Source organism: Chloroflexia bacterium SDU3-3 (assembly GCA_009268125.1).
Lineage (GTDB): Bacteria > Chloroflexota > Chloroflexia > Chloroflexales > Roseiflexaceae > SDU3-3.
Genome location: WBOU01000011.1, coordinates 15,427 through 33,910, shown reverse-complemented (window position 1 = coordinate 33,910; position 18,484 = coordinate 15,427). Strand labels below are relative to the sequence as shown.

Sequence of the window (18,484 nt, the reverse complement as noted above, 5' to 3'; positions counted from 1 at the left end):
GTCTGCGCGCCTAGCACTTGCGCGGCAGCACGGGCACAGGAAAGATCTTGCCGGTCGGCGCGGGGCGCAGGCCCAGCAGGCTGGCGGGGTCTTCGGGCGCGCCCTCGGTGACGCTCAGCGCCACCATGTAGGGCAGCTGCAGCCCGGCGATCGCCACGCGCTGCACGTCGTTGGCCAGCGGGCCGCCGGGCGGCTGGGCCGCCATCCGCACCCCGGTCACATAGCGCACACCGGGCACGCGTGTCATCGTGGCCTCCAGATCCTGCTGGCGCACCTCCAGCCCCAGCGGCCAGCCAGCACCGCGCTGGGCGCAGGGGCCAGCGTCGGCGTGCCCGCACACCGGCGGGGCATCCTCCACCGGCGGTCCGCCCACCAGCGGCGAGAGGAAGTCGCGCAGGGCCTGCTGGATATCCCGGCGCACCAGCTCGCGCATGCGGCCTGCGGCAAACTGCACGCCCACCGTGACCCAGATCGGGATGTAGGCTGGCCCGCGCACGTAGATCTCGGTGGTGATCAGGCGGCGCGGGTCGATCCAGCGGCAGATCGCATCGAGAAACAGCTTGTCGGCGCGCGGCGCGCTGGGCTGGCCCTGGTCGTAGCAGGGGATGGCCAGCACCGTGACGGTGCCGGGGAACTGCTGCGGCGTGTCGGGCGTGAACGCGTTGGGGTTGAACAGCGGCAGCACCTCGACGCGGCCCACATCCACGCCCGGCGTGCGGCGCACCACATCGCGGAAGTCCTCGGCGGTGACCAGCCGGTCGCGGTGGCGCAGGTAGCGCGGGATGCTGCGCTCGCCCTCGGCCACGCTCTCGCCCGAGTCGGCACCCCATGTGGCCAGCGGGTTGCCGATCGCGAAGCCCGCCGGGATGCCGGGGCTTTTGCTGATCGCCCCGATCGCCACGTTGCCCTCCGGCCCGCCGCCGTACTCGTAGCTGGCGCGGATGCCCGCCCCCAGCGGCGGGCGCAGGCCGCGCAGGCCATCGCCGAAGCGGATGATCCCCGACTCGGGGTCGACCATGTACACCGCGTCCTCGCGGCCCGCCGCAAATAGGTCGTCGATCTGGGCCCATGTGCGCCACGCGCCATCCTGGCCCTGGATCTCGACCACCAGGCTGGCCTCGGGCGGCGCACTGCTGGCCGTGTCCTGGGGCTTCACCACCAGCGGTATGTTGGCCAGGCGGAAGCTCTGATCGGGCGTGCCGGTGCCCACGCCAAGTCGCTCGTTCACCACCGGCAGTGCCTGGATGACCCGCGCGGCGTTGGTGCCCACCCAGGTGATGCGGGCCTGCTGGGCCGATGTGGCCGCCGCCTCGCTGGCCGCCACGTCGGGCAGGCGCACGCGCAGCCAGGCGGCCACCCGCGCAGCGACGCTGGCATCCTCGATCAGGGGCGGGTAGTCGCCGGTGCCCTCCTCCACCGGGTCGAAGTTCAGGTTCTGCGGGCTGTAGCGGGCGATCTCGGCGTAGCCGGGCAGCTGCAGCTGCACCACGCCGGGCGCATCCAGCACGTTCTCGGCATACACCACATCAAGCCTGCGGTAGCTGGCGGGCACGTACTCGCTGGCCGCAGCGGCGTCGGGCACCAGCAGCTCGAACACCAGCCCAGGGTCGGGTATGGCCTTGGGCGCGTAGCTGAAGGGCCGCAGCTCGCGGGCCGCGCCGCTGGGGTCGGGCGCGATGCCCAGCGTGAGGATCTGTCCGGCCAGCGCGGCCTGCACCTCGGTGCCCAGCCGCCCCTCGGGCGCGAGCAGCGCCACCCACAGCGAGCGGTCGATGGTGCCCGCCAGGCTGTCGGCCAGCTCGACGGCGGGCAGCGGCTTGCCGATCTCGGGCTGATCGAGCGGCGTGGTGCGGTAGAACGTGAGGTCGCTATAGTCGGCGGGCTGGCCCGACTCGCCCAGGAACGGCTCGTAGAGCAGCTGGTAGCGGGCTTTCTCGTCGTCGCTAGGCGCGTGCGGGCGCTTGTAGAAGCAGCGCGCCTCCACGGGCAGCACGCACACCGCCGTGCGGGTGCGAAACGGCACGCGGCCCGCCCGCACCTCTAGCCCCACATCCAGCGGCAGCGCCGCCAGCGGGCCGCGCTCGTTGCGCACCGCGATCAGGCCCTGCCCCGGCGCGGCGGCCCGCAGCCCGATCCCCAGCAGGGTGAGGAACTTCTTGTGGTTCAGCTCGGGGATGCGGTTGCTGCGGTAGAGCAGGTTCTCGGTCATGAACGCGAATAGCTCGACGATGGTGATGCCCGGGTCGCTCTCGTTGAAGTTGGTCCACTCGGGCGTGTGCACCGGGATGCGGGCGCGCGCCTCGGCGACAAGCTGCTCGAAGCTGCGGTCATCTAGCTGTGGCACCTGTAGTGGCATTGCGCCCCCCTATACCTGTAGCGCCAGCGTCAGCCCCATCCGCTCGCGGCGCTGGGTGGCGATCAGCGTGTACACAATCGTTATCTCTACGGCGCGCTCATCCTCGGCGCTGGTGGCCACGCGGATGTCGTCGAGGCTGACGCGCGGCTCCCAGCGGGTGATCGCCTGCTTGATCTCCTCCTGGATGAGCCGCAGGGTCGCGACGTTGTTCGGCTCGTAGAGGTAGCGGTCAAGCCCGCAGCCAAAGTCGGGCCGCAGCAGGCGCTCGCCAGGCCGGGTGCGCAGGATGATCGCGATCGACTCGCGCACGTTCAGCTCGCCCGTCGACCAGACCAGCTGGCCATCCGGCGCGATCCGTGGCGGGAAGCCGATCCCGCGCCCATAGAGATCTGCATGGTCCATAGCGTCCCTCATTTCCCTTTGACTGGGATCGGAAAGCAGATTTTCAAGAAGGGCAGCCACCAGAAGATCAGGTTGAAGGCGATCAGGAAGATGAACATCACGATGATGGCGACCAGGAAGATGATCTGCAGCGAGAACGAGCAGATCATGCCCAGCTGCCAGCCAGCCCCGCTGGCCAGCCCCTCGTCGTCGAGCATGCCCTTGTGCACGCGGTTCATCACATCGCGCAGCTCGGGCGACATGGCGATGCCCACCCCGCGCTTGTACTTGCGCAGGTCGCGCGGCTTGATGCTGGGGGCTTCGATCCGGATGTGCCGCGCCGGGGCGTCGGGGTCGTAGAAGGGCGCGAGGCTGACCGGGCCGCTGGGCGCGCTGACCACCGGGCAGCATGGCGCGTGGTCGTAGATCATGCGCAGCACGTAGCTCGGCTCGGGGCCGGTGTCTACCGGCACCACCTGGTCGCGCAGCAGGCCTAGCCGCTCTTCGGTCGGCGGCGGCAGCCAGCTCTCGCCGCGCTCGGCCTTCTCCTCGGCCAGCGCGGCGGAGAAGAGCTGGTGCAGCTGGCCATTCGGCAGCAGGAAGCCCTTGGATGTGTTGCTGGCACCTTTCAGCATGTACCGGCTGGCGTAGTCCTGGTAGGTCGCGTCGCTCACGCTGCTCTCGTCGGCCCCATCCTGTACCAGCGCCAGCAGCCCGTTATCGCGCAGCTGATCGAGGATGTCGGTTAGGTTCTTGCTCGGCGCACTTTTCTCCACGGTGGTGATCGTGCGCAGCCGATCAAACAGCGCGCGGCGCTGGCTGCCGCTGGCGATGCCGCCGCCATCGGTGCCGAGCGCGGTATAGAGGCTGGGCAGATTGCGCCGCAGCACATCGGCCATGTCGAGCAGCAAGTACAGCGAGAACGGCTCAAGCGGCGCGCTGCCGTCGGGCGGCGCGGGCGAGTGGTCGGCCAGGCTCACCGGGTCGGCGTACATGCTCAGCCAGGGCGAGATCACGCGGCTGTCGACCTCATCCATGCGCGGGTCGTGGCCGGGCTCGCCCGAGGCCACCACCGAGTCGACAAAGGCGCGGAACTGCGCTGCCGGGTCGGCCCCGCTGTTGATCGGGATGCGCTCGGCGTACTTGCCACGGTTGCCCACCGGCACATAGCCGTAGTAGACCGACCTGCGGCCACAATCGGCCAGCCCGAAGGCGCAGGCGAACGGGTTCTCGCCCTTGGCGTAGGATGCGCATGCCTCCACTGGGTGCATGGGCAGGCGCTCCTCGCCCTGGTAGGGCTGGGCGGGGCTATCGACCAGGTGCCAGCCGCGCTGCGGGCCGTCGTCGACCCAGGCCTCCTCGCCGCCGGTGAGCGTGCCCTGGGCGCTGCGCTGCAGCCGCCGGATCACGAAGCTCACCCGCTCGCCTGCGGCGCTGGCCACGGCGCGGTCGGGCAGGCCCACCTGCCGACACACCAGCGAGCCGACCAGCAGGTAGTAGCGGCCATGGGCTGGCTGAAACAGCTTCTGTGTGCCCGCCAGCGGCAGCAGCGCCTCGGCCATGGCGCGGGGCGTCTTGCCCGGCGTCTTTCCCTGCATCAGCTCAAGAAAGCTGTCCAGGAAGCTGTCGCCGCTGCACGCCACCAGCCGGGGCCGCAGCGCGGCGGGGCTAGAGATCAGGTCTCGATTCCAGATCGGCGCTGGTGCGCGCCACTCGATTGCGCTCATGCGTACCTCTACCAGATATTGCCCGCGCCCGGCGTGTAGCTCGCGCCCACCACCGTGCTGGCGATCAGGGTGTCGCACTGCACCACCCCGCTGAACCGCGACATGCCCGCGTCGACGGTGACCATGCCCGCGCTCACCGCCACGGTGGCGGCGTTGACCGTGACCTTGGCCGCTGCGGTGATGGTGATGCCCGCGCTGTCGAGCTTGACCGAGTTGCCGTTGCTGTCGACGATCTCGACGCTGCCGGGGCCGTCGCGCAGCGTCACCTTCTGCCCGCCGGGCGTCTCCAGCACCAGCTGCTCCTGGCCGTCGCTGTCGTCCATCGTCACCACCACGCCGTTGCGCGAGCGGATGCGCTTGGTGGTGTTGCGCGACGCGCCATCCATGCTGGCGGGCGGCGCGTCGCTGCCGTTCCAGAGCGCTCCCACCACATAGGGGCGGCGCGGGTTGCCCGCCTCGAAGGCCACCAGTACCTCGTCGTCGATGTCGGGGATGAACCAGCTGCCGCGGTTGTTGCCCGCCATCATGGTGGCCAGCCGCGCCCAGGCCTCGTAGCTGCCGCCGTCGGGGTCGGGCGACCACGGCAGGCGCACGCGCACGCGGCCCTGGCCGTCGGGATCGTTCAGATCGGTCACGAGCGCGGTGTAGACGCCGTAGAAGAGTCCGCCTGGGCCGGTGGCGGCCCGCTCAAGCTGGGCGAAGGTGTCGATCACTGGTCTGCCTTTCCGGATGTCGCTTGCTGCTCGGGCGCGGGCTACGATCCGATCCCGGCGCGCTCGACATCAAACTCGGTCTTGAAGCCTTGGTCGAGGTCGAAGCTGTGGCAGGCGCGCACCACGTAGTAGCGGCCATCGAACATGGCCCCTAGGCCGCTGAGCTCCGCCGTGCAGCCCACGCGGATGCGGGGGTCGCCCTCGGCGAAGCCGTGGCCGCACACGAAACGCCTGGCCCGCTCGCGGTAGCGCACCTGGGCGATGGCCCGCGCCTCGCTGCTGGTGAGCGGCACGGTGTGCACCACCCGCTCGCGGCGCGGCGCGAAGGCCTGCTCAAGGATCTGGCTGCCGCCGGTGTCGCCGCCCAGCTCGCTGCTGATCTCGCTGCGGGCCGCCACCTCGCTGATCGCGGTCTTGCCCGCCACATCCCAGCCGCTCACCCCCACCTCGCTGCGCTGGTGGGCCAGGTCGGCGCGCACCGTGAACTCGATCAGGCCGACGCCGTAGGCCAGCCGCACATTCCCCGCCGCGCGGTCGCTGCGCCGGGCCGCGTGCAGCGTGCTGCCCTCGACCCACACCTCGGTGTCGCAGGCCCGCGCGCGGTCGCGGATGAAGGCCAGGTCGCTCTGGTTGACCTGGGCCACCACGGCGTGGGTCGGCCCATCCAGCTGGATCTGTGGGGTGAGGCTGTGCTCGCCCGCGATCCGCCGCAGGATGTCGCTGTCGCTCATCTGCTCGAAGCTGCGCGTCCGGCGGGTCATGCGCAGATCCTGCAGGCGGTCCTCGGCCAGCACGGTGAGCGTGGAGGTGCCGCCGAGGCTATAGCTGGCCTCCAGCGCGCTGATCCGCCCCTCGAAGATCTTGACATCGGCGCGCGGCGGGCCGAACGAGATAGCCAGCGCTGTGCCGAAGTCGAGCTTCTGGCGGTCGAGGTACAGGTAGTCCATGCGGCTGCGATTGGGGCCGAAGTTGCTGAGCGTGATCTCGCAGCGGTACAGGCCATCGCTAGTTTCCTCGACGATCATCGCGATGATGTTGGCGGCCAGATCGCGATCCTCGCTGCCCGCGATCGCGATGTGCGGCAGCGCGCTGTAGGCGGTGGTCTGAGTCATCGGCTGGCGCTCCTAGTCGGCGTGCAGGCGCTCGCGGCGCTCGTGCTGCCGTCGGATGATCCGCAGCACATCCCTGGCCGACTGCGGCTGGCTGGGCTTGGGGGCCTGCGGCTGGCTGGGCTGCTTCTGCTCGTCGTTGGGCAGAACCTCGACATCGTTGATCACGACTGACATAAGCCCTCGCTATTCGCTGCTGATCTTGGCGGATGCGCGCGCGTTCACATCCAGAACGGTGCCCGCCGCTACCTGGCGCGGGTTATCGATCCCGTTGGCGCTGGCCACGGCCTTCCAGTCGGCCCCGGCCCGCGCGGCGATGCCCTGGATGCTATCGCCCGCCTGGGCCAGCGTGAGCGGCGTGGTGCCGACGCCCGCCGAGAAGCCCGCGCTGACGCCCGCCGAGGCCCCGGCGCTGATGCCCGCCGAGAAGCCCGCGCTGGCACCTGCCGAGAAGCCCGCGCTGACGCCCGCCGAGAAGCCCACGCCTGCGGCAAAGCCGGACCCGGCGGCGGTGTTGCCGCTCAGCTCGGTGCCCGCCATGGCCAGCTGCACCGACGACCGCAGCGGCACGCCCTGGTCGGAAAAATAATCAATCGTCTCGCTGAGGCTGGTGAGCGTGCCGTTGAACAGAAAGGTGCCCCAGCTGAAGCGCACGATCGGCGACTGCTCGCTCGATGGCCGCAGCAGCGCCGCGATCTTCATGGTGGTGTTGCGCACATCCTCGCCGCTCTCGGTGGTGTCGAACACGAGGTCGAAGCGCAGGCTTGAGGTCAGTGTGGTGCGCTGCACCTGCTGGTTCTGCGCCGGGTCGGCGCTGGCCCCGTTCTGCGTGCCTGCGCTGCCCGAGGCGTTGTACGAGAGCGAGAGCGTGGACGGGTTGAACTGGGCCTCGATCGCATCGGCGTCGCGCGGCTGCGGTGGCTGGGCGGCGCTCATCGGTGTGAGTTTTGCTTTGACAAGCCCCATAGCGCATGCTCCTTACAGCAGATCGAGGCTGGCGCTGGCCGAGACCCCGCCGCTCAGGCTCACGCCACCGCTGACGCTGGCCCCCACGCTGACGCCCGCCGAGAAGCCCGCGCTGATGCCAAAGCCCGCGCCCCCGCCAAATGAGAAGCCAATCGTGTCGCCGCCAGCGGGCCGCACCTCCATCGAGGTGTAGATCATGCGCAGCTCCTCGACGGCGATCTCGCCATTTTTAGCGTTGAGCGAGGGGCCGTGCAGGCTGGTGGGCAGGCACTGGCTCAGCACAAAGCTCACCTGCGGCGCGCCCTGGGCGTCCCACATCGTCACCACGCAGTCGGCGCTGCCTCGGCCAGGCTGGCTGGCGGCGGTGAACCAGCGCCACAGGTCGAAGTTGGCGGTCATGCCGCGCTTGAGTGTAAGCGTGCCATACTTAACCGGGCCGATGCGGTGCTGCTGCTGGATGTTATTGCCGCCCTCGGTGATCTGCTTTGGCTCCATGTTCATCTCTAGGCCAGCGCACTCGGAAAATGCCGCGCTGCAGAGCGGGCTTCCGCTTCCTGGTGCGGTGATCACCACCTCGAAGCGGAAGGTGGTGAACGGCGGCGAGGTTGCCTCTAGGGCTGGGTTCGGCATGGCTAGTTCTCCTCTACGGCCAGCAGGCCCTCGCTTGAGCGCAGCAGGGTGACGGTGATGAACTCGACCGGGCTGACCGGCGCGACCTTCAGGGCAATGATAAAGCGGCCATTGTCATAATCGTTGGGCGTGTTGATGCTGCTGTCGGCGAGCACCTGGTAGGCGGCCAGCGCGCCCTGCTGGGCGATGCGCGCCAGCATGCGCTCGAAGCTGCCCTGCACCTGCTGGCGAAACCGCTGGTTGTTGCTCTCGAACACGTACTGCTGGCCGCGCCGCAGGGCCGCCTTGCGCAGCAGAATGAGCAGCCGCCGCACGCCCAGCTGCCAGTAGATCCGCTCGGCGCTGAGCGTGTGGGCGCTCAGTGCCACAAACCGCCCCGGCTGCTGGCGCAGCACGTTGATCTGGGTCGGCATGTCGAACAGGCTTCCGGCCTCGGCCTCGCTGAGCGCTGGCCCCAGGCCCACCGCGCCGCGCAGCGCGATGCCCGCCGGGGCCACCCACACGCCGCGCTCGCGCTCGCGGGCGGCGATCATGCCGCAGACCGCGCCGTCGGGCGGGGTGGCGCGCAGCGGCGCAAGCTCGGGGGTGGCTGGCTCGGTCTGCCGCACCCAGGGGTGGTAGGCCGCCGCATAGCTGAGCGGCTGCGCGGTCGGCAGCCCCACCTCCAGCTCTAGGCGGTCGCGCCACTCGGCGGCCTCGCGCTGGCCGTAGAAGTCGGCCAGGCTGAGCACGGCGGTCATATCGCCACGGGCGGCGCACAGCCGGATCATGGCCGCGTGGGTGCTGGCCAGCTCGTCTGGCAGATACTCCTCGCGCGGGCGCAGCTGGGGCAGCTGGGCCATGCGGCGCTGGGCCTCGGATGGGCTGCTGACGGCCAGCCTGCTCTGCATGGCGGCGATCGCCCAGCGCTCATCCTGCCGCAGCAGCGTGAACTCGGTGTGCAGCTCGACGCCGCTCAGCAGGGTCAGCGTGCCCAGCAGTGCGGTGCTTGCTTCCCCATGGGTGCTGCAGGGCGGCTGGCTGACGCTGAAGCCCACCCCGGCCTCGTCCGCGCCGATGGCGGCGGGCAGGGCGATGCCCTCCAGCTGGGCGCGCAGCTCGGCGGTCAGCAGCAGCCGCGCGCTCTCATCCAGCCCTGGGGCCTGGTCGCCCGCGCTGATCGGCAGCAGGTAGCCGTAGAAGGCCCGCACGATCTCGTCGGGGCTGGCGGATGTGGGCGCAGGCACCGCGCAGTCGCGGAACCCCGACCAGTCGGGCGGCGCGGCGGGCGGTGGCGCGGCGGGCGGCGGGTCGACCGGCGGCGGCAGCGTGGTGGCGGGCCAGCCGCGCTGGGCCAGATCGGGGATGGCCACGATGGCCACCTCCTCCACCGGGATGAGGCTGTGCAGCCCGCGCAGGCGGGCGGGCGGGTTGCTCAGGTAGATCAGGCGCTCGGCCTCGGCCATCAGGGTGCGCTGGCCGAACCCCTGCAGGGCCGGGTCGAGGAATAGCGCCTGCGGGCTGAAGCTGGCCAGCCCTTCGTCGCCCAGCTGGTGCGGCCCGATGAAGGCATCCGGCCCTGGCAGGGCGGGCATGCCGATCGGCAGGTAGCGCTGCGCCGCCGTGGCGGTGCCCCGCAGCAGGGCCGAGCGCCCGGCTGGCAGCAGCGGCGCGCTGGCCGGGCTGCGGTCGGGCCAGTCGCAGAGGATGCTGCGCCAGCCGCCCACGCCTGCGGCGAACCCAAGCGCGTCATAGCGCTCGCGGGTGCGCTCGGCCTCGCGCACGCGCATGGCGAAGCGCACCAGCTCGACCCCGGCCAGCTCGCCGGGCGGCGGCAGGCTTTCCAGCTGCCACACCGGCTCGGCGCATGTCGCGCGGCCCTCGCTGGCCTGGGCTACCGCAAATAGCAGCGTCTGGCCATCTGCGCAGCGGATGCGCAGCAGGTCGCCCGCCCGCACCGCCTGGTCGCTTGGCAGCCCAAGCGTGTAGCCAGCGGCCCCGGTGCTCAGCGGGGCTGGCCCATCCACCAGCGTGGCCGCGCCCGCCTCGCTCAGCCGCTCGACCTTGGTGACGGCGGGCAGGCTCGCCACGCTCTGGCGAAAGCCCCAGAGCGTGGCCTTCGACCCGCTGGCCGCCACCGGCACCCTGGTGAGGGCTGTGCGCAGATCCTGCTGCGCTACCACGCTGTCGATGCTGAAGTAGGCCAGCGCGCCGCCGTGGTAGCGCAGGCGCAGCAGGTCGCCTGGGGCGATGGTGCTGATGCTAGGTAGATCGAGGTTTATCGTTAGGGTTTCGCCGCCGAGCTGCGCCACCGCATCGATCAGCCTGAGCGGGTAGGCCAGCAGCTGGGTCCACAGCGCCAGCCGGTCGCCCCAGCGGCCCGCCCAGGCGGCCTCGACGCTGGCGGGAGCCAGCTGGCCAGCGTTTAGCCCCGCCAGGCCGGGCACCGCCAGCCGCGCCCTGGCCGCCGTAGCCCCGGCCACGCGCACGGCATAGCAGCGCCGCCCGCCGTTGTCGAAGAAGGCCCGCACCGCCGAGGGCAGCGCGGCGTAGATCGGCGTGCCGCCCTCGCGGGCTACGGGCAGATCGCCGCCGAACACCGTCGCGTACTGGGCCACGTCCTCAAGCGCCACGGGCGTGTCCAGCGGGCCGCGCTCGGCGAAGCCCACGAACCCGGCGACATCCAGCCGCAGCGGCGCTGGCTCGTTTGGGAGCGCGGTGTTGACCACCACGCCGGGCAGACGCCCGTTGTAGCGCAGTGAGTTGCTCATTCGATGGTTAGATCCTCGCATGAGAGCACTAGCTCTTCGATCGCGATATCGGTGCCGGTCTTGGCGTTCAGCGATGGCGCGGTGTACTTGATCGGGCGGGCATTGGTGAGCCGCCAGGTCATCACGGTGTTGCTGCCCGCCTCGTCGCGCAGCTGGATGGTGATGTTGCGCCGCACGGTCTGGTCGCCGCTGCGGGTGGCGGTGATCCACTGGTACAGATCCAGCGCGCCGATCATGCCGCGCTTCAGCGTGATGTCGCCAACCTTGTACATGGTGTTGATCTTGCGCACATGGTTGACTTTCTCGTTGCCGTTGCGGTACTCTGCGCTGCTCACCTCGATATTCAGCCCCGAGACCTCTTGGAAGCCCGCCTTGATGCTGCCGGTGTCGCCGGTGCCCAGGTCGACCAGGAAATTGAAGGTGCTATAGGGATTCTCGCGCTCGGTTGCCATAGCGTCTCGCTCCTCGCGTATGCGGCTTCACTAGCCGCGTGCGGTGGCCGTCCACTGGCCGATCCGGAAGATCACAAACTCGGCTGGGCGCACCGCCGCGACGCCGATCAGGCAGACCAGCCGCCCGTTGTCGAGATCGTTTTGGGTCATGGTCGAGAGGTCGCAGCGCACAAAGTAGGCCTGCTCGGGCTTGTCGCCCAGCATCGCGCCCGACTTCCACTCGTTGAACAGGAAATCCTCGATCGTGCGGCGCACGTTATCCCAGAGCGGTCGGCTGTTGTTCTCGAACACGGCCCACTGGGTGCCCTGGTCGATCGAGCGCTCAAGGTAGGCGAAGTAGCGGCGCAGGCTGACATACTTCCACTCGGGGTCGTCGCTGATCGTGCGCGCGCCCCACACCAGGTGGCCGCGCCCGTCAAAGAAGCGCAGGCAGCTCACGCCCTGGGGGTTGAGGGTTTCCTGCTGGGCCTTGTTGAGCCGGATCTCGAAGTCGATGGCGAGCCGCACCGCCTCGTTGGCGGGGGCCTTGAACACGGCGTGCTCGATATCGTTGCGGGCGTAGATGCCTGCGATGAACCCGCTGGGCGGCAGCTTGAGCCGCCCGCTGCCCTGCGGGTCGGCCACCACCACCCAGGGGTAGTAGATCGCGGCGTACTTCGAGGATCGCTGGTTGCGGAAGCTCAGGGCCTGCTCGGGCAGGTAGTTAGGCGGCGTGTCGAGCACGGCGATGCGGTAGCGCAGCTTCTCGGCGTGGCTGATCAGCGCGGCGTGGATGCCTGCCAGCTCGGTGGCGCTGGTGGTGGCCGTGTAGCCCGGCGCGGCCACGATCGAGATGTCCTCAATCGCCTCAAAGGCCACCAGGCCGTTCTTGGGCTTGGCCAGCGCGTCGTTGATGTAGTCGGTCAGCGCGCTGACGCCGGTGTAGTCGCCAGCGGTCGGCTGGCTGCCGTCGTCGCCTTTCGTGAGGGTGATGCTGGTCTGGAGCTTGGCAGCCGCAGGCGAGAGCTTGAGCAGCTCCGTCTTGATCTCGCTGGCCAGCAGCGCGCGGGCCAGCGCCAGGCCCTGCCTTGCTTGGTTGGCCTCGGCCAGCTCGAAGGCGAAGGGCGCGGTCAGCGCATCGAGCCTGGCCCCGGGCTGGCGGGTGAAGGTGGCCAGCAGCGAGGCCGCGCCGCGCGCGTCGAAGCCAAATTCGCCCAGCAGCTCGGGCGGGTTCGGGCGCAGCGGGTCGGCGCTCGGGCGGATGACCTGCACGATCACGCTCAGAGGGCGCACCTCGGCGCTGGCGAACCGGCTGTCGCTGAGCGGCAGATCCTGGTCGGCACTGGCCGCCGAGGGGTCGCTCAGCGTCCATACGCCTGTGACCGTGTTCTGCGAGGCGATGCGCAGCCCATCCGAGCCGGAGATGATTGCGGTGCCTGGGGTCGCATCGTTGGCGGGCGTGGTGCGGATCAGCACCAGATCATAGGGCCGCACCCGCTGGAGCGTGCGTGCGCCCTCGATGGTGGTCACGCTGTTTGGCCCGAGCCGCAGCGAGAACAGGATGGTCATGTTCCCCGCCGCGCCGGGGAAGCGCGCGATGATGCGGTAGGGCGGGGTTTCGCCGCTGGGCACGAACTGGCCGTAGTGGTTGGCCGGGATGCCCGTGGTGAAGCTGAAGGGCGTGCCCCCCACGCCGTACACGCGGCTGACATACAGCCGCCGCCCGCCCTCTTCAAAGAAGGCGCGCACGCCGTGGGCTAGGTAGTTGGGCTGGCGCACGCCGCCCAGCAGCAGGTCATCCAGCCCGCCGAAGATACGCTCGAAGTCGGCGAAGCTGGTGAGCAGCGTCGGCTCGCCGCTGATCGGGCCGTAGCGCGCAGGCCCGACGAATCCCGCCGTGCTGGTGCTCACGCCCTCGATCGATTTCGCGCGGAAGCTCACCTCTTCGACATAGACGCCAGGTGCAAGATATTCAGGCATGTCTGCTCCTCCCAAGTGTGGGCGGGCGTGTGCTCCCGCCGTGTCGGCCATGGTGCGCCCGCGCGCACTATGGTGGGGCGCGCTGCGCTAGGGCGCTGGCTCGATCAGCAGCCGGGCTGCGCTGCCGGTGGCCGCCCGCAGGTCGCTGCCGAAGCGGATCGGTCGGGTGATGCTGGCCACGGCTGCGGCGTCGGGGGCGCTGTCGCGGATGCCCGCCGTCGCCTGCTCAAGGATGGACCGCATGTCGGGCGGGCCGTCGGCGGGGCTTCCGGCCACCGAGCGCTGCACCGACGGCTGGTAGCGCACGCCGATCGCCAGATCCCATGCCAGCTGATCGATAGAGGTGCCGCCCAACGATGGAAGCGCGCTGGCGTAGGGCAGCGAGACCGCGAACATGCCGCGCGCGTCGGCCATGCCCACATAGGTGGTGCCCGGCTCGGGGCTGACGCTCACGATCGCCCAGCTGGCCGGCCCGCCCGCCACCGGGTCGTAGATCTCGCCGCGCACCACGCCGCTGCCCGGCGGCGGCGGGCGGGCCGGTGCCGAGAACAGCGGGACTTCGACCAGGTGCTCCTTGGGCAGGCACATCTGCATCACCTGGGGCAGAAAGCGCCCCAGCGTGTCGCTGATCTCCACCGCAAAGTTGGCCGACACCGGCGTGCTATTGGCCTCCACCAGCGCCAGCAGCGGCGGCAGATCGTGCAGCGCCTCGCCGCTGGGAGTCCCGCCGTCGCCGGGGTCGGCGCACCAGTCGCTGGCGGGGGCCTGGCCCTGCTCGTAGCTGCGCAGGCCCGGCAGCGCCCGAAAGCCGTAGATGCCCGACATCGGCGAGCGCTGGGCGACCCGCCGCAGCGCCGGGCCGCCCAGCGGGTAGGCTGCGACCATCAGGCCGTCGGTCACGTTCAGGCCGCGCGCCAGATCCAGGCAGCGCAGCCCCAGCGGCGCGCGGCGGCTCAGCGCCTCAAGCGGAAGAAATCTCATGGCTCTCTCAATGTTCCGAAGTTCAGATCGCGCTGCAGCACTGGCCCGCCGTCGCTCTCTTCGATCTCCGAGTCGATCCGCACCAGGCGGGCGATATACGGCACCGAGACATGAAACTTCTCGTCGACCACATCCCAGATCCGAAACAGCTCCTCGTTGCTCAGCTCGCTAGGTATCAGCTCTACCGTCTCGTCGGCGTGGAACACGCCATCGGCGGAAGAGTTGAGGATGCCCGAGGGGATGATCGGCGTGCTCTCCAGCGTGCGCAGCATCCACCCCAGGATCTCCTGGGCCAGCGAGGCGTCGGTGGCCCATGGCGTCAGCAGCATGTGCAGCTCCAGCGGCAGCTGGCTGCGGCGCGGGCGGCCATCGGGGCCTGGCCGCGAGGGCGGCGTGCGCTGCACGCGGCTGACGCTCACCCGGTAGAGGAACAGCGAGACCCCAAAGCTCATCGGCGATGTGAAATCGGCGGTCTGGTAGACCTCGAACACCAGATCTTGGTTGTCGAACAGCGGCTTGCTCCACGACTGCTTGAGCAGCCGCATCACCGCCTCGCAGGTCGAGGCGACCGCGCGGTATGTTGCCATCATCACCTCTTGCTGCGGCCCAGCAGCGCTAGCAGCCAGCGCAGCCGCCAGTATGCCGATACGGTGCCGCCCATGCGCTCAAGGTAGGGCACGATGCCGAGCACCAGCTGATCGAGCGTGCGGAACGAGATCTGCGGCGCTTCTGCGAATCGCCGTTCGGGCTGAACCACGGTCAGCCGACCGTGCCAGGGGCGTCGCCCGGCGGCTGCGCTGCGCTCACACCATATCCGCACCACAAACGATAGGCTCGGGGGTGCGGGCGGCTCATCATCACCAGCAGGGAGATCTGATCGCATTTTGCACCACTCAGACGCTATGCGACGCGATCTCCATGGTGGCATGGCACATCGGTGCGCGGATCAGCTGCCATTGGTTGCTCGGATGCAGGGAGTGTAGCAGCCGATCGTCTCGGCGGCGTCTGCTGGCGTGTCGGACTGGCGTCTTTTTTGCGGGGATTTCGCGGAAGCCTAGCCAAAATGAAGCGGCACGCCTTTGTGGGGCGTGCCGCTTATGTGGGCGTAGAAGCGACGCTCTACGCCGCGCTGATGCAGTGGGGGCTACCGCGCCAGCAAGGGCAGGTAGATCACGCTCGTGCCAGCCGCCGGGGCGGGTGTGGCCCGCACCGGGCCGTAGGCGTGGGCCTTGCCGCGGGTGTCCACCTCCACTAGCCAGTAGTATGCGCCCTCGGTCGGCGCGGTATCCAGCCACGTGTAGCTGGCGGGCCGCTGGCCGCCCGTGGCCGGGATGAGCGCGCCGCTCACTTTGGCCGCCGCCGCGAAGCTGCTGGTCGCGCCTCGGTAGATCGAGAACCCGGCGGTATCCTGCTCGGCGCTGGTGGCCCAGCCCACCAGCACGCCGCCAGCGGCCTGGCGCGTGGCCGTGAGCGCGCTGAGCGTGATCGCGGTAGGCGTCTTGAAGGTGACGGGCGTGGGGGTGTCCTCGCCGGGGTCGCCCGGGTTGCTGTTACCGTTGGGGTCGGGGTTGGTGCCGTTTTGCGAGAGATCGGTGGTGGGGATGCCGCCCGAGGTGGTGCCGCTGGCAGTCACCTGGTTGTTATATGGTCCGGCCAGGGTGCCTGGCGTCACGCGCACGGTCAGCTGCACGGTGCCGCTCGCGCCGATGGCCAGGGTGTCGGTGCCCTGCAGCAGGTTGATGTTGGGCGCGCGACCCGTGTAGGCGCTCTGGGTGGCCAGGGTGGGGCTGGATGGCGCGCTCACCACCTGGAAGGCCTGTGCGCCCGCGAAGGTGGTGGCGAGGTTGTCGCTCAGCTGCACCTGCTGCAGCGCCACATTGCCCAGGTTGCGCACCAGCACCTCGTAGGTCACATCAAAGGTACCATCGTGGTTGTCAACATTGGAGAGCACCCGCTTAGCCACGCCGATCTGGGGCGGCGGCGGCAGGGTGAATGTGACAGGGGTGGGGGTGTCCTCGCCGGGGTCGCCGGGGTCGCCGTTGCCGTTGGGATCGGGGGTATTGCCATTCTGCGAAAGGTCGGTGGTGGGCGTGCCGCCCGAGGTGGTGCCGCTGGCGGTCACCTGGTTGTTATACGGCCCGGCCAGGGTGCCCGGCGTCACGCGCACGGTCAGCTGCACGGTGCCGCTCGCGCCGACCGCCAGCGTGTCGGTGCCCTGCAGCAGGTTGATGTTGGGTGCGCTGCCAGTGTAGGCGCCCTGGGTGGCCAGGGTGGGGCTGGATGGTGCGCTCACCACCTGGAAGGCCTGTGCGCCCGCGAAGGTGGTGGCCAGGTTGTCGCTCAGCTGCACCTGCTGCAGCGCCACGTTGCCCAGGTTGCGCACCAGCACCTCGTAGGTCACGTCAAAGGTACCGTCGTTATTATCGATATTGGAGAGCACCCGCTTGGCCACGCCGATCTGCGGGTTCTCGGCCACAGTGGCGATGTCGGTGGCGGTGTTGTTGGTCAGATTCGGGTCGGTCACGTCGTTCGGGCGAGTGACGGTGGCGGTGTTGCTGATCGTGCCAGCGACCGAGGGCGAGAGCGTGCCAACAATAGTGAAGGTCGCAGTTGCGCCCGTGGCCAGATTCACCAGCGTGTCGATCGCGTTGCCGCTGCCGGTGGGCGACGTGCACGCGCCAGTGCCCGTGGTGACCGCGCACGACCAGGTGACCCCGGAGAGCGCGGCGGGGACGGTATCTTGCACCCGCGCGCCGGTCACATCGCTGGGGCCTGCGTTGTGCACCGTCACGGTGTACTGCATCTGCTGGCCGGGCACCACGGTGGCCGGGCTGTGGGTCTTGGTGATCTGCAGATCGGACTCGCGCAGGGCCAAGGGCTGGGCCAGACCGACCTTCTGCGAGGGGTAGTAGACCCAGGTATCAATACCGCGGATGTTGCCGAAGTTGTCGCTGTAGGCCTGCGCGCCAGTGGTGCTCAGCACGCCCGCGCGGGCGCTGCGCGGCGTGGGCGCGATGCCGTAGCAGCCGCCGCTGAAGATGTTGGCCGCCGCAGGTGCGCTGGGCGTCTGCCCCTGCGCGCAGAGGCTGTAGTCGTAGGTGTTGGTGCCGTCGTAGTAGTAGGTGTCGTCGTAGTACACCTGGTAGGGGTCGGGCGGGCTGGCGGTGGTGCCGGGGTCGACTACGCGCTCGATGATGATGCCGTTGGGGTTGTGCTCGGCGTCGAAGAATGGGAAGTGCACCTCGCCCGCGAACAGCTCGATCTCCGCGCCGTAGGTCATATTGCCCGCAGGCAGCTGCATGCCGTTGGCATCGCGGCCATCCCAGGGCACGGTGTTGCTGCCCGCTGTGGCGGTGCCCAGCAGGATGCGGTCGTTGGCGTTGCCGTAGATGCCGTCGCCATTGGCGTCGATGATGATCGAGTAGCTGCCATTGTTCGGCGTGTCAAACGAGAAGTTGCCATTGAGCGGCGAGGTGCCTGCGGCGCCTGGCGTGCCCTCGCTGCCGGTGAAGATGAAGTTGCTGGGCGTGGGCGGGGCCACTGGCGCAACCAGCAGCCATGTGGTGCCGCTGGGCGAGGAGGCCTGGGCGGGCAGATCGCTGCTAGGCGTCTCGAAGAAGATCTTCTGGGTGATGTCGGTGGCCGTGTCGGGCGTGCCCGGCAGGTGCAGGTCGACCGTCGACGGCAGCTGGCCGGGGTTGGCGCCGGTGAACTGCACCGAGCGGTAGAGCGCGTTGCCGGTCGCGAGATCGCGGAAGCCCTTGTTATTCGAGAAGAAGATGAAGCCAAATGGGTCAAGGTTATTCAGGTCAATACGGTAGCGGTAGCCATCCGAGGTCTGGATGTACATCTCGGAGCTGACGCCCTGGGTAGGATTGCCAAAGTTGGCCCCCATGTTCATGGCCAGATAGCTGGTGAACACGCGCCCTGGCTTGGCTGCCCCGCCGCTGTCGCGCACCGTGATGTCCCATGCGGCCACGGTGCTGGCCTGGTTGGCGTTGGCAGGGAAGGCCCCCGTGACCGCTATGGCAGGCGTGGGGTTGCCCGAGCCGGGGCTGTGGAACTCGACCTCGTAGATGCCGGTCTCGGCGGCGGTGATCGTGCAGGGCGTGTAGCCACCTGCGTTCGGCAGCGGGCCGGCGCTCTCCTTGGCTACGGTGTCAATGAAGGCGTAGCCCCCGGCCAGCACATCGCAGGTGCCGTTCTGGGTTCCGGCGGGGCTGCGGTAGACGATGTCCTGGCCATCCGAGCTGGTGGTCACGCTCGATCCCAAGTTGATGGTCTCGCCCGCGTTCACGTAGACGCTCAGAATAGTCTTGCGCTCAATGTTCCCGTTGTAGGTTCCTGGTGCCCACTCGAGGTAGGGGCGGTAGCCACCGCTAGAGGCGAGCGAGCCGCTGCCCTCGGCGTGCGCCGAGGCCTGGGGCAGCAGCGCCGCCAGCAGCAGGAGCACCACCACA

14 protein-coding genes are annotated in these 18,484 nt (G+C 69.4%); all 14 read right to left on the bottom strand.

Annotation, left to right across the window (positions count from 1 at the left end):
• Positions 1–10: 10 nt before the first annotated feature.
• Positions 11–2,356 (bottom strand): putative baseplate assembly protein, encoded by a 2,346-nt coding sequence (locus tag F8S13_17840; GenBank protein KAB8141606.1) that lies wholly within the window; start codon positions 2,354–2,356, stop codon positions 11–13.
• A 9-nt stretch (positions 2,357–2,365) separates the two neighbouring features.
• Positions 2,366–2,758: a GPW/gp25 family protein gene (locus F8S13_17835; GenBank protein KAB8141605.1), complete on the bottom strand. Its 393-nt coding sequence runs from the start codon at positions 2,756–2,758 to the stop codon at positions 2,366–2,368.
• A gap of 8 nt (positions 2,759–2,766) precedes the next feature.
• On the bottom strand, positions 2,767–4,464 hold the full coding sequence (locus F8S13_17830) for a hypothetical protein (protein KAB8141604.1): 1,698 nt from the start codon (positions 4,462–4,464) through the stop codon (positions 2,767–2,769).
• Between the two features lie 8 nt (positions 4,465–4,472).
• On the bottom strand, positions 4,473–5,177 hold the full coding sequence (locus tag F8S13_17825) for a type IV secretion protein Rhs (GenBank protein ID KAB8141603.1): 705 nt from the start codon (positions 5,175–5,177) through the stop codon (positions 4,473–4,475).
• Between the two features lie 41 nt (positions 5,178–5,218).
• On the bottom strand, positions 5,219–6,289 hold the full coding sequence (locus tag F8S13_17820; GenBank protein ID KAB8141602.1) for a phage late control D family protein: 1,071 nt from the start codon (positions 6,287–6,289) through the stop codon (positions 5,219–5,221).
• A gap of 183 nt (positions 6,290–6,472) precedes the next feature.
• A complete protein-coding gene (locus F8S13_17815; GenBank protein ID KAB8141601.1) occupies positions 6,473–7,252 on the bottom strand; it encodes a LysM peptidoglycan-binding domain-containing protein in 780 nt (259 codons plus the stop codon).
• A 12-nt stretch (positions 7,253–7,264) separates the two neighbouring features.
• Entirely contained in the window at positions 7,265–7,882 is a 618-nt protein-coding gene (locus F8S13_17810) for a phage tail protein (protein ID KAB8141600.1), read from the bottom strand.
• Between the two features lie 2 nt (positions 7,883–7,884).
• Positions 7,885–10,632, bottom strand: a complete 2,748-nt coding sequence (locus tag F8S13_17805; GenBank protein ID KAB8141599.1) for a phage tail sheath family protein — start codon at positions 10,630–10,632, stop codon at positions 7,885–7,887.
• Positions 10,629–11,084: a phage tail protein gene (locus tag F8S13_17800; protein ID KAB8141598.1), complete on the bottom strand. Its 456-nt coding sequence runs from the start codon at positions 11,082–11,084 to the stop codon at positions 10,629–10,631. Before F8S13_17800 ends, F8S13_17805 begins: the two co-directional genes overlap by 4 nt.
• A gap of 30 nt (positions 11,085–11,114) precedes the next feature.
• Positions 11,115–13,043, bottom strand: coding sequence for a hypothetical protein (locus F8S13_17795; GenBank protein ID KAB8141597.1), 1,929 nt, complete (start codon positions 13,041–13,043; stop codon positions 11,115–11,117).
• Between the two features lie 87 nt (positions 13,044–13,130).
• A complete protein-coding gene (locus F8S13_17790; protein ID KAB8141596.1) occupies positions 13,131–14,024 on the bottom strand; it encodes a hypothetical protein in 894 nt (297 codons plus the stop codon).
• Positions 14,021–14,614 carry a DUF4255 domain-containing protein gene (locus F8S13_17785; GenBank protein ID KAB8141595.1) on the bottom strand — a complete coding sequence of 198 codons (594 nt, stop codon included), beginning with the start codon at positions 14,612–14,614 and terminating at the stop codon, positions 14,021–14,023. Before F8S13_17785 ends, F8S13_17790 begins: the two co-directional genes overlap by 4 nt.
• A complete protein-coding gene (locus tag F8S13_17780) occupies positions 14,614–14,907 on the bottom strand; it encodes a hypothetical protein (protein KAB8141594.1) in 294 nt (97 codons plus the stop codon). Before F8S13_17780 ends, F8S13_17785 begins: the two co-directional genes overlap by 1 nt.
• 261 nt (positions 14,908–15,168) lie before the next feature.
• Positions 15,169–18,483, bottom strand: coding sequence for a DUF11 domain-containing protein (locus tag F8S13_17775; protein ID KAB8141593.1), 3,315 nt, complete (start codon positions 18,481–18,483; stop codon positions 15,169–15,171).
• Position 18,484 lies beyond the last annotated feature (1 nt).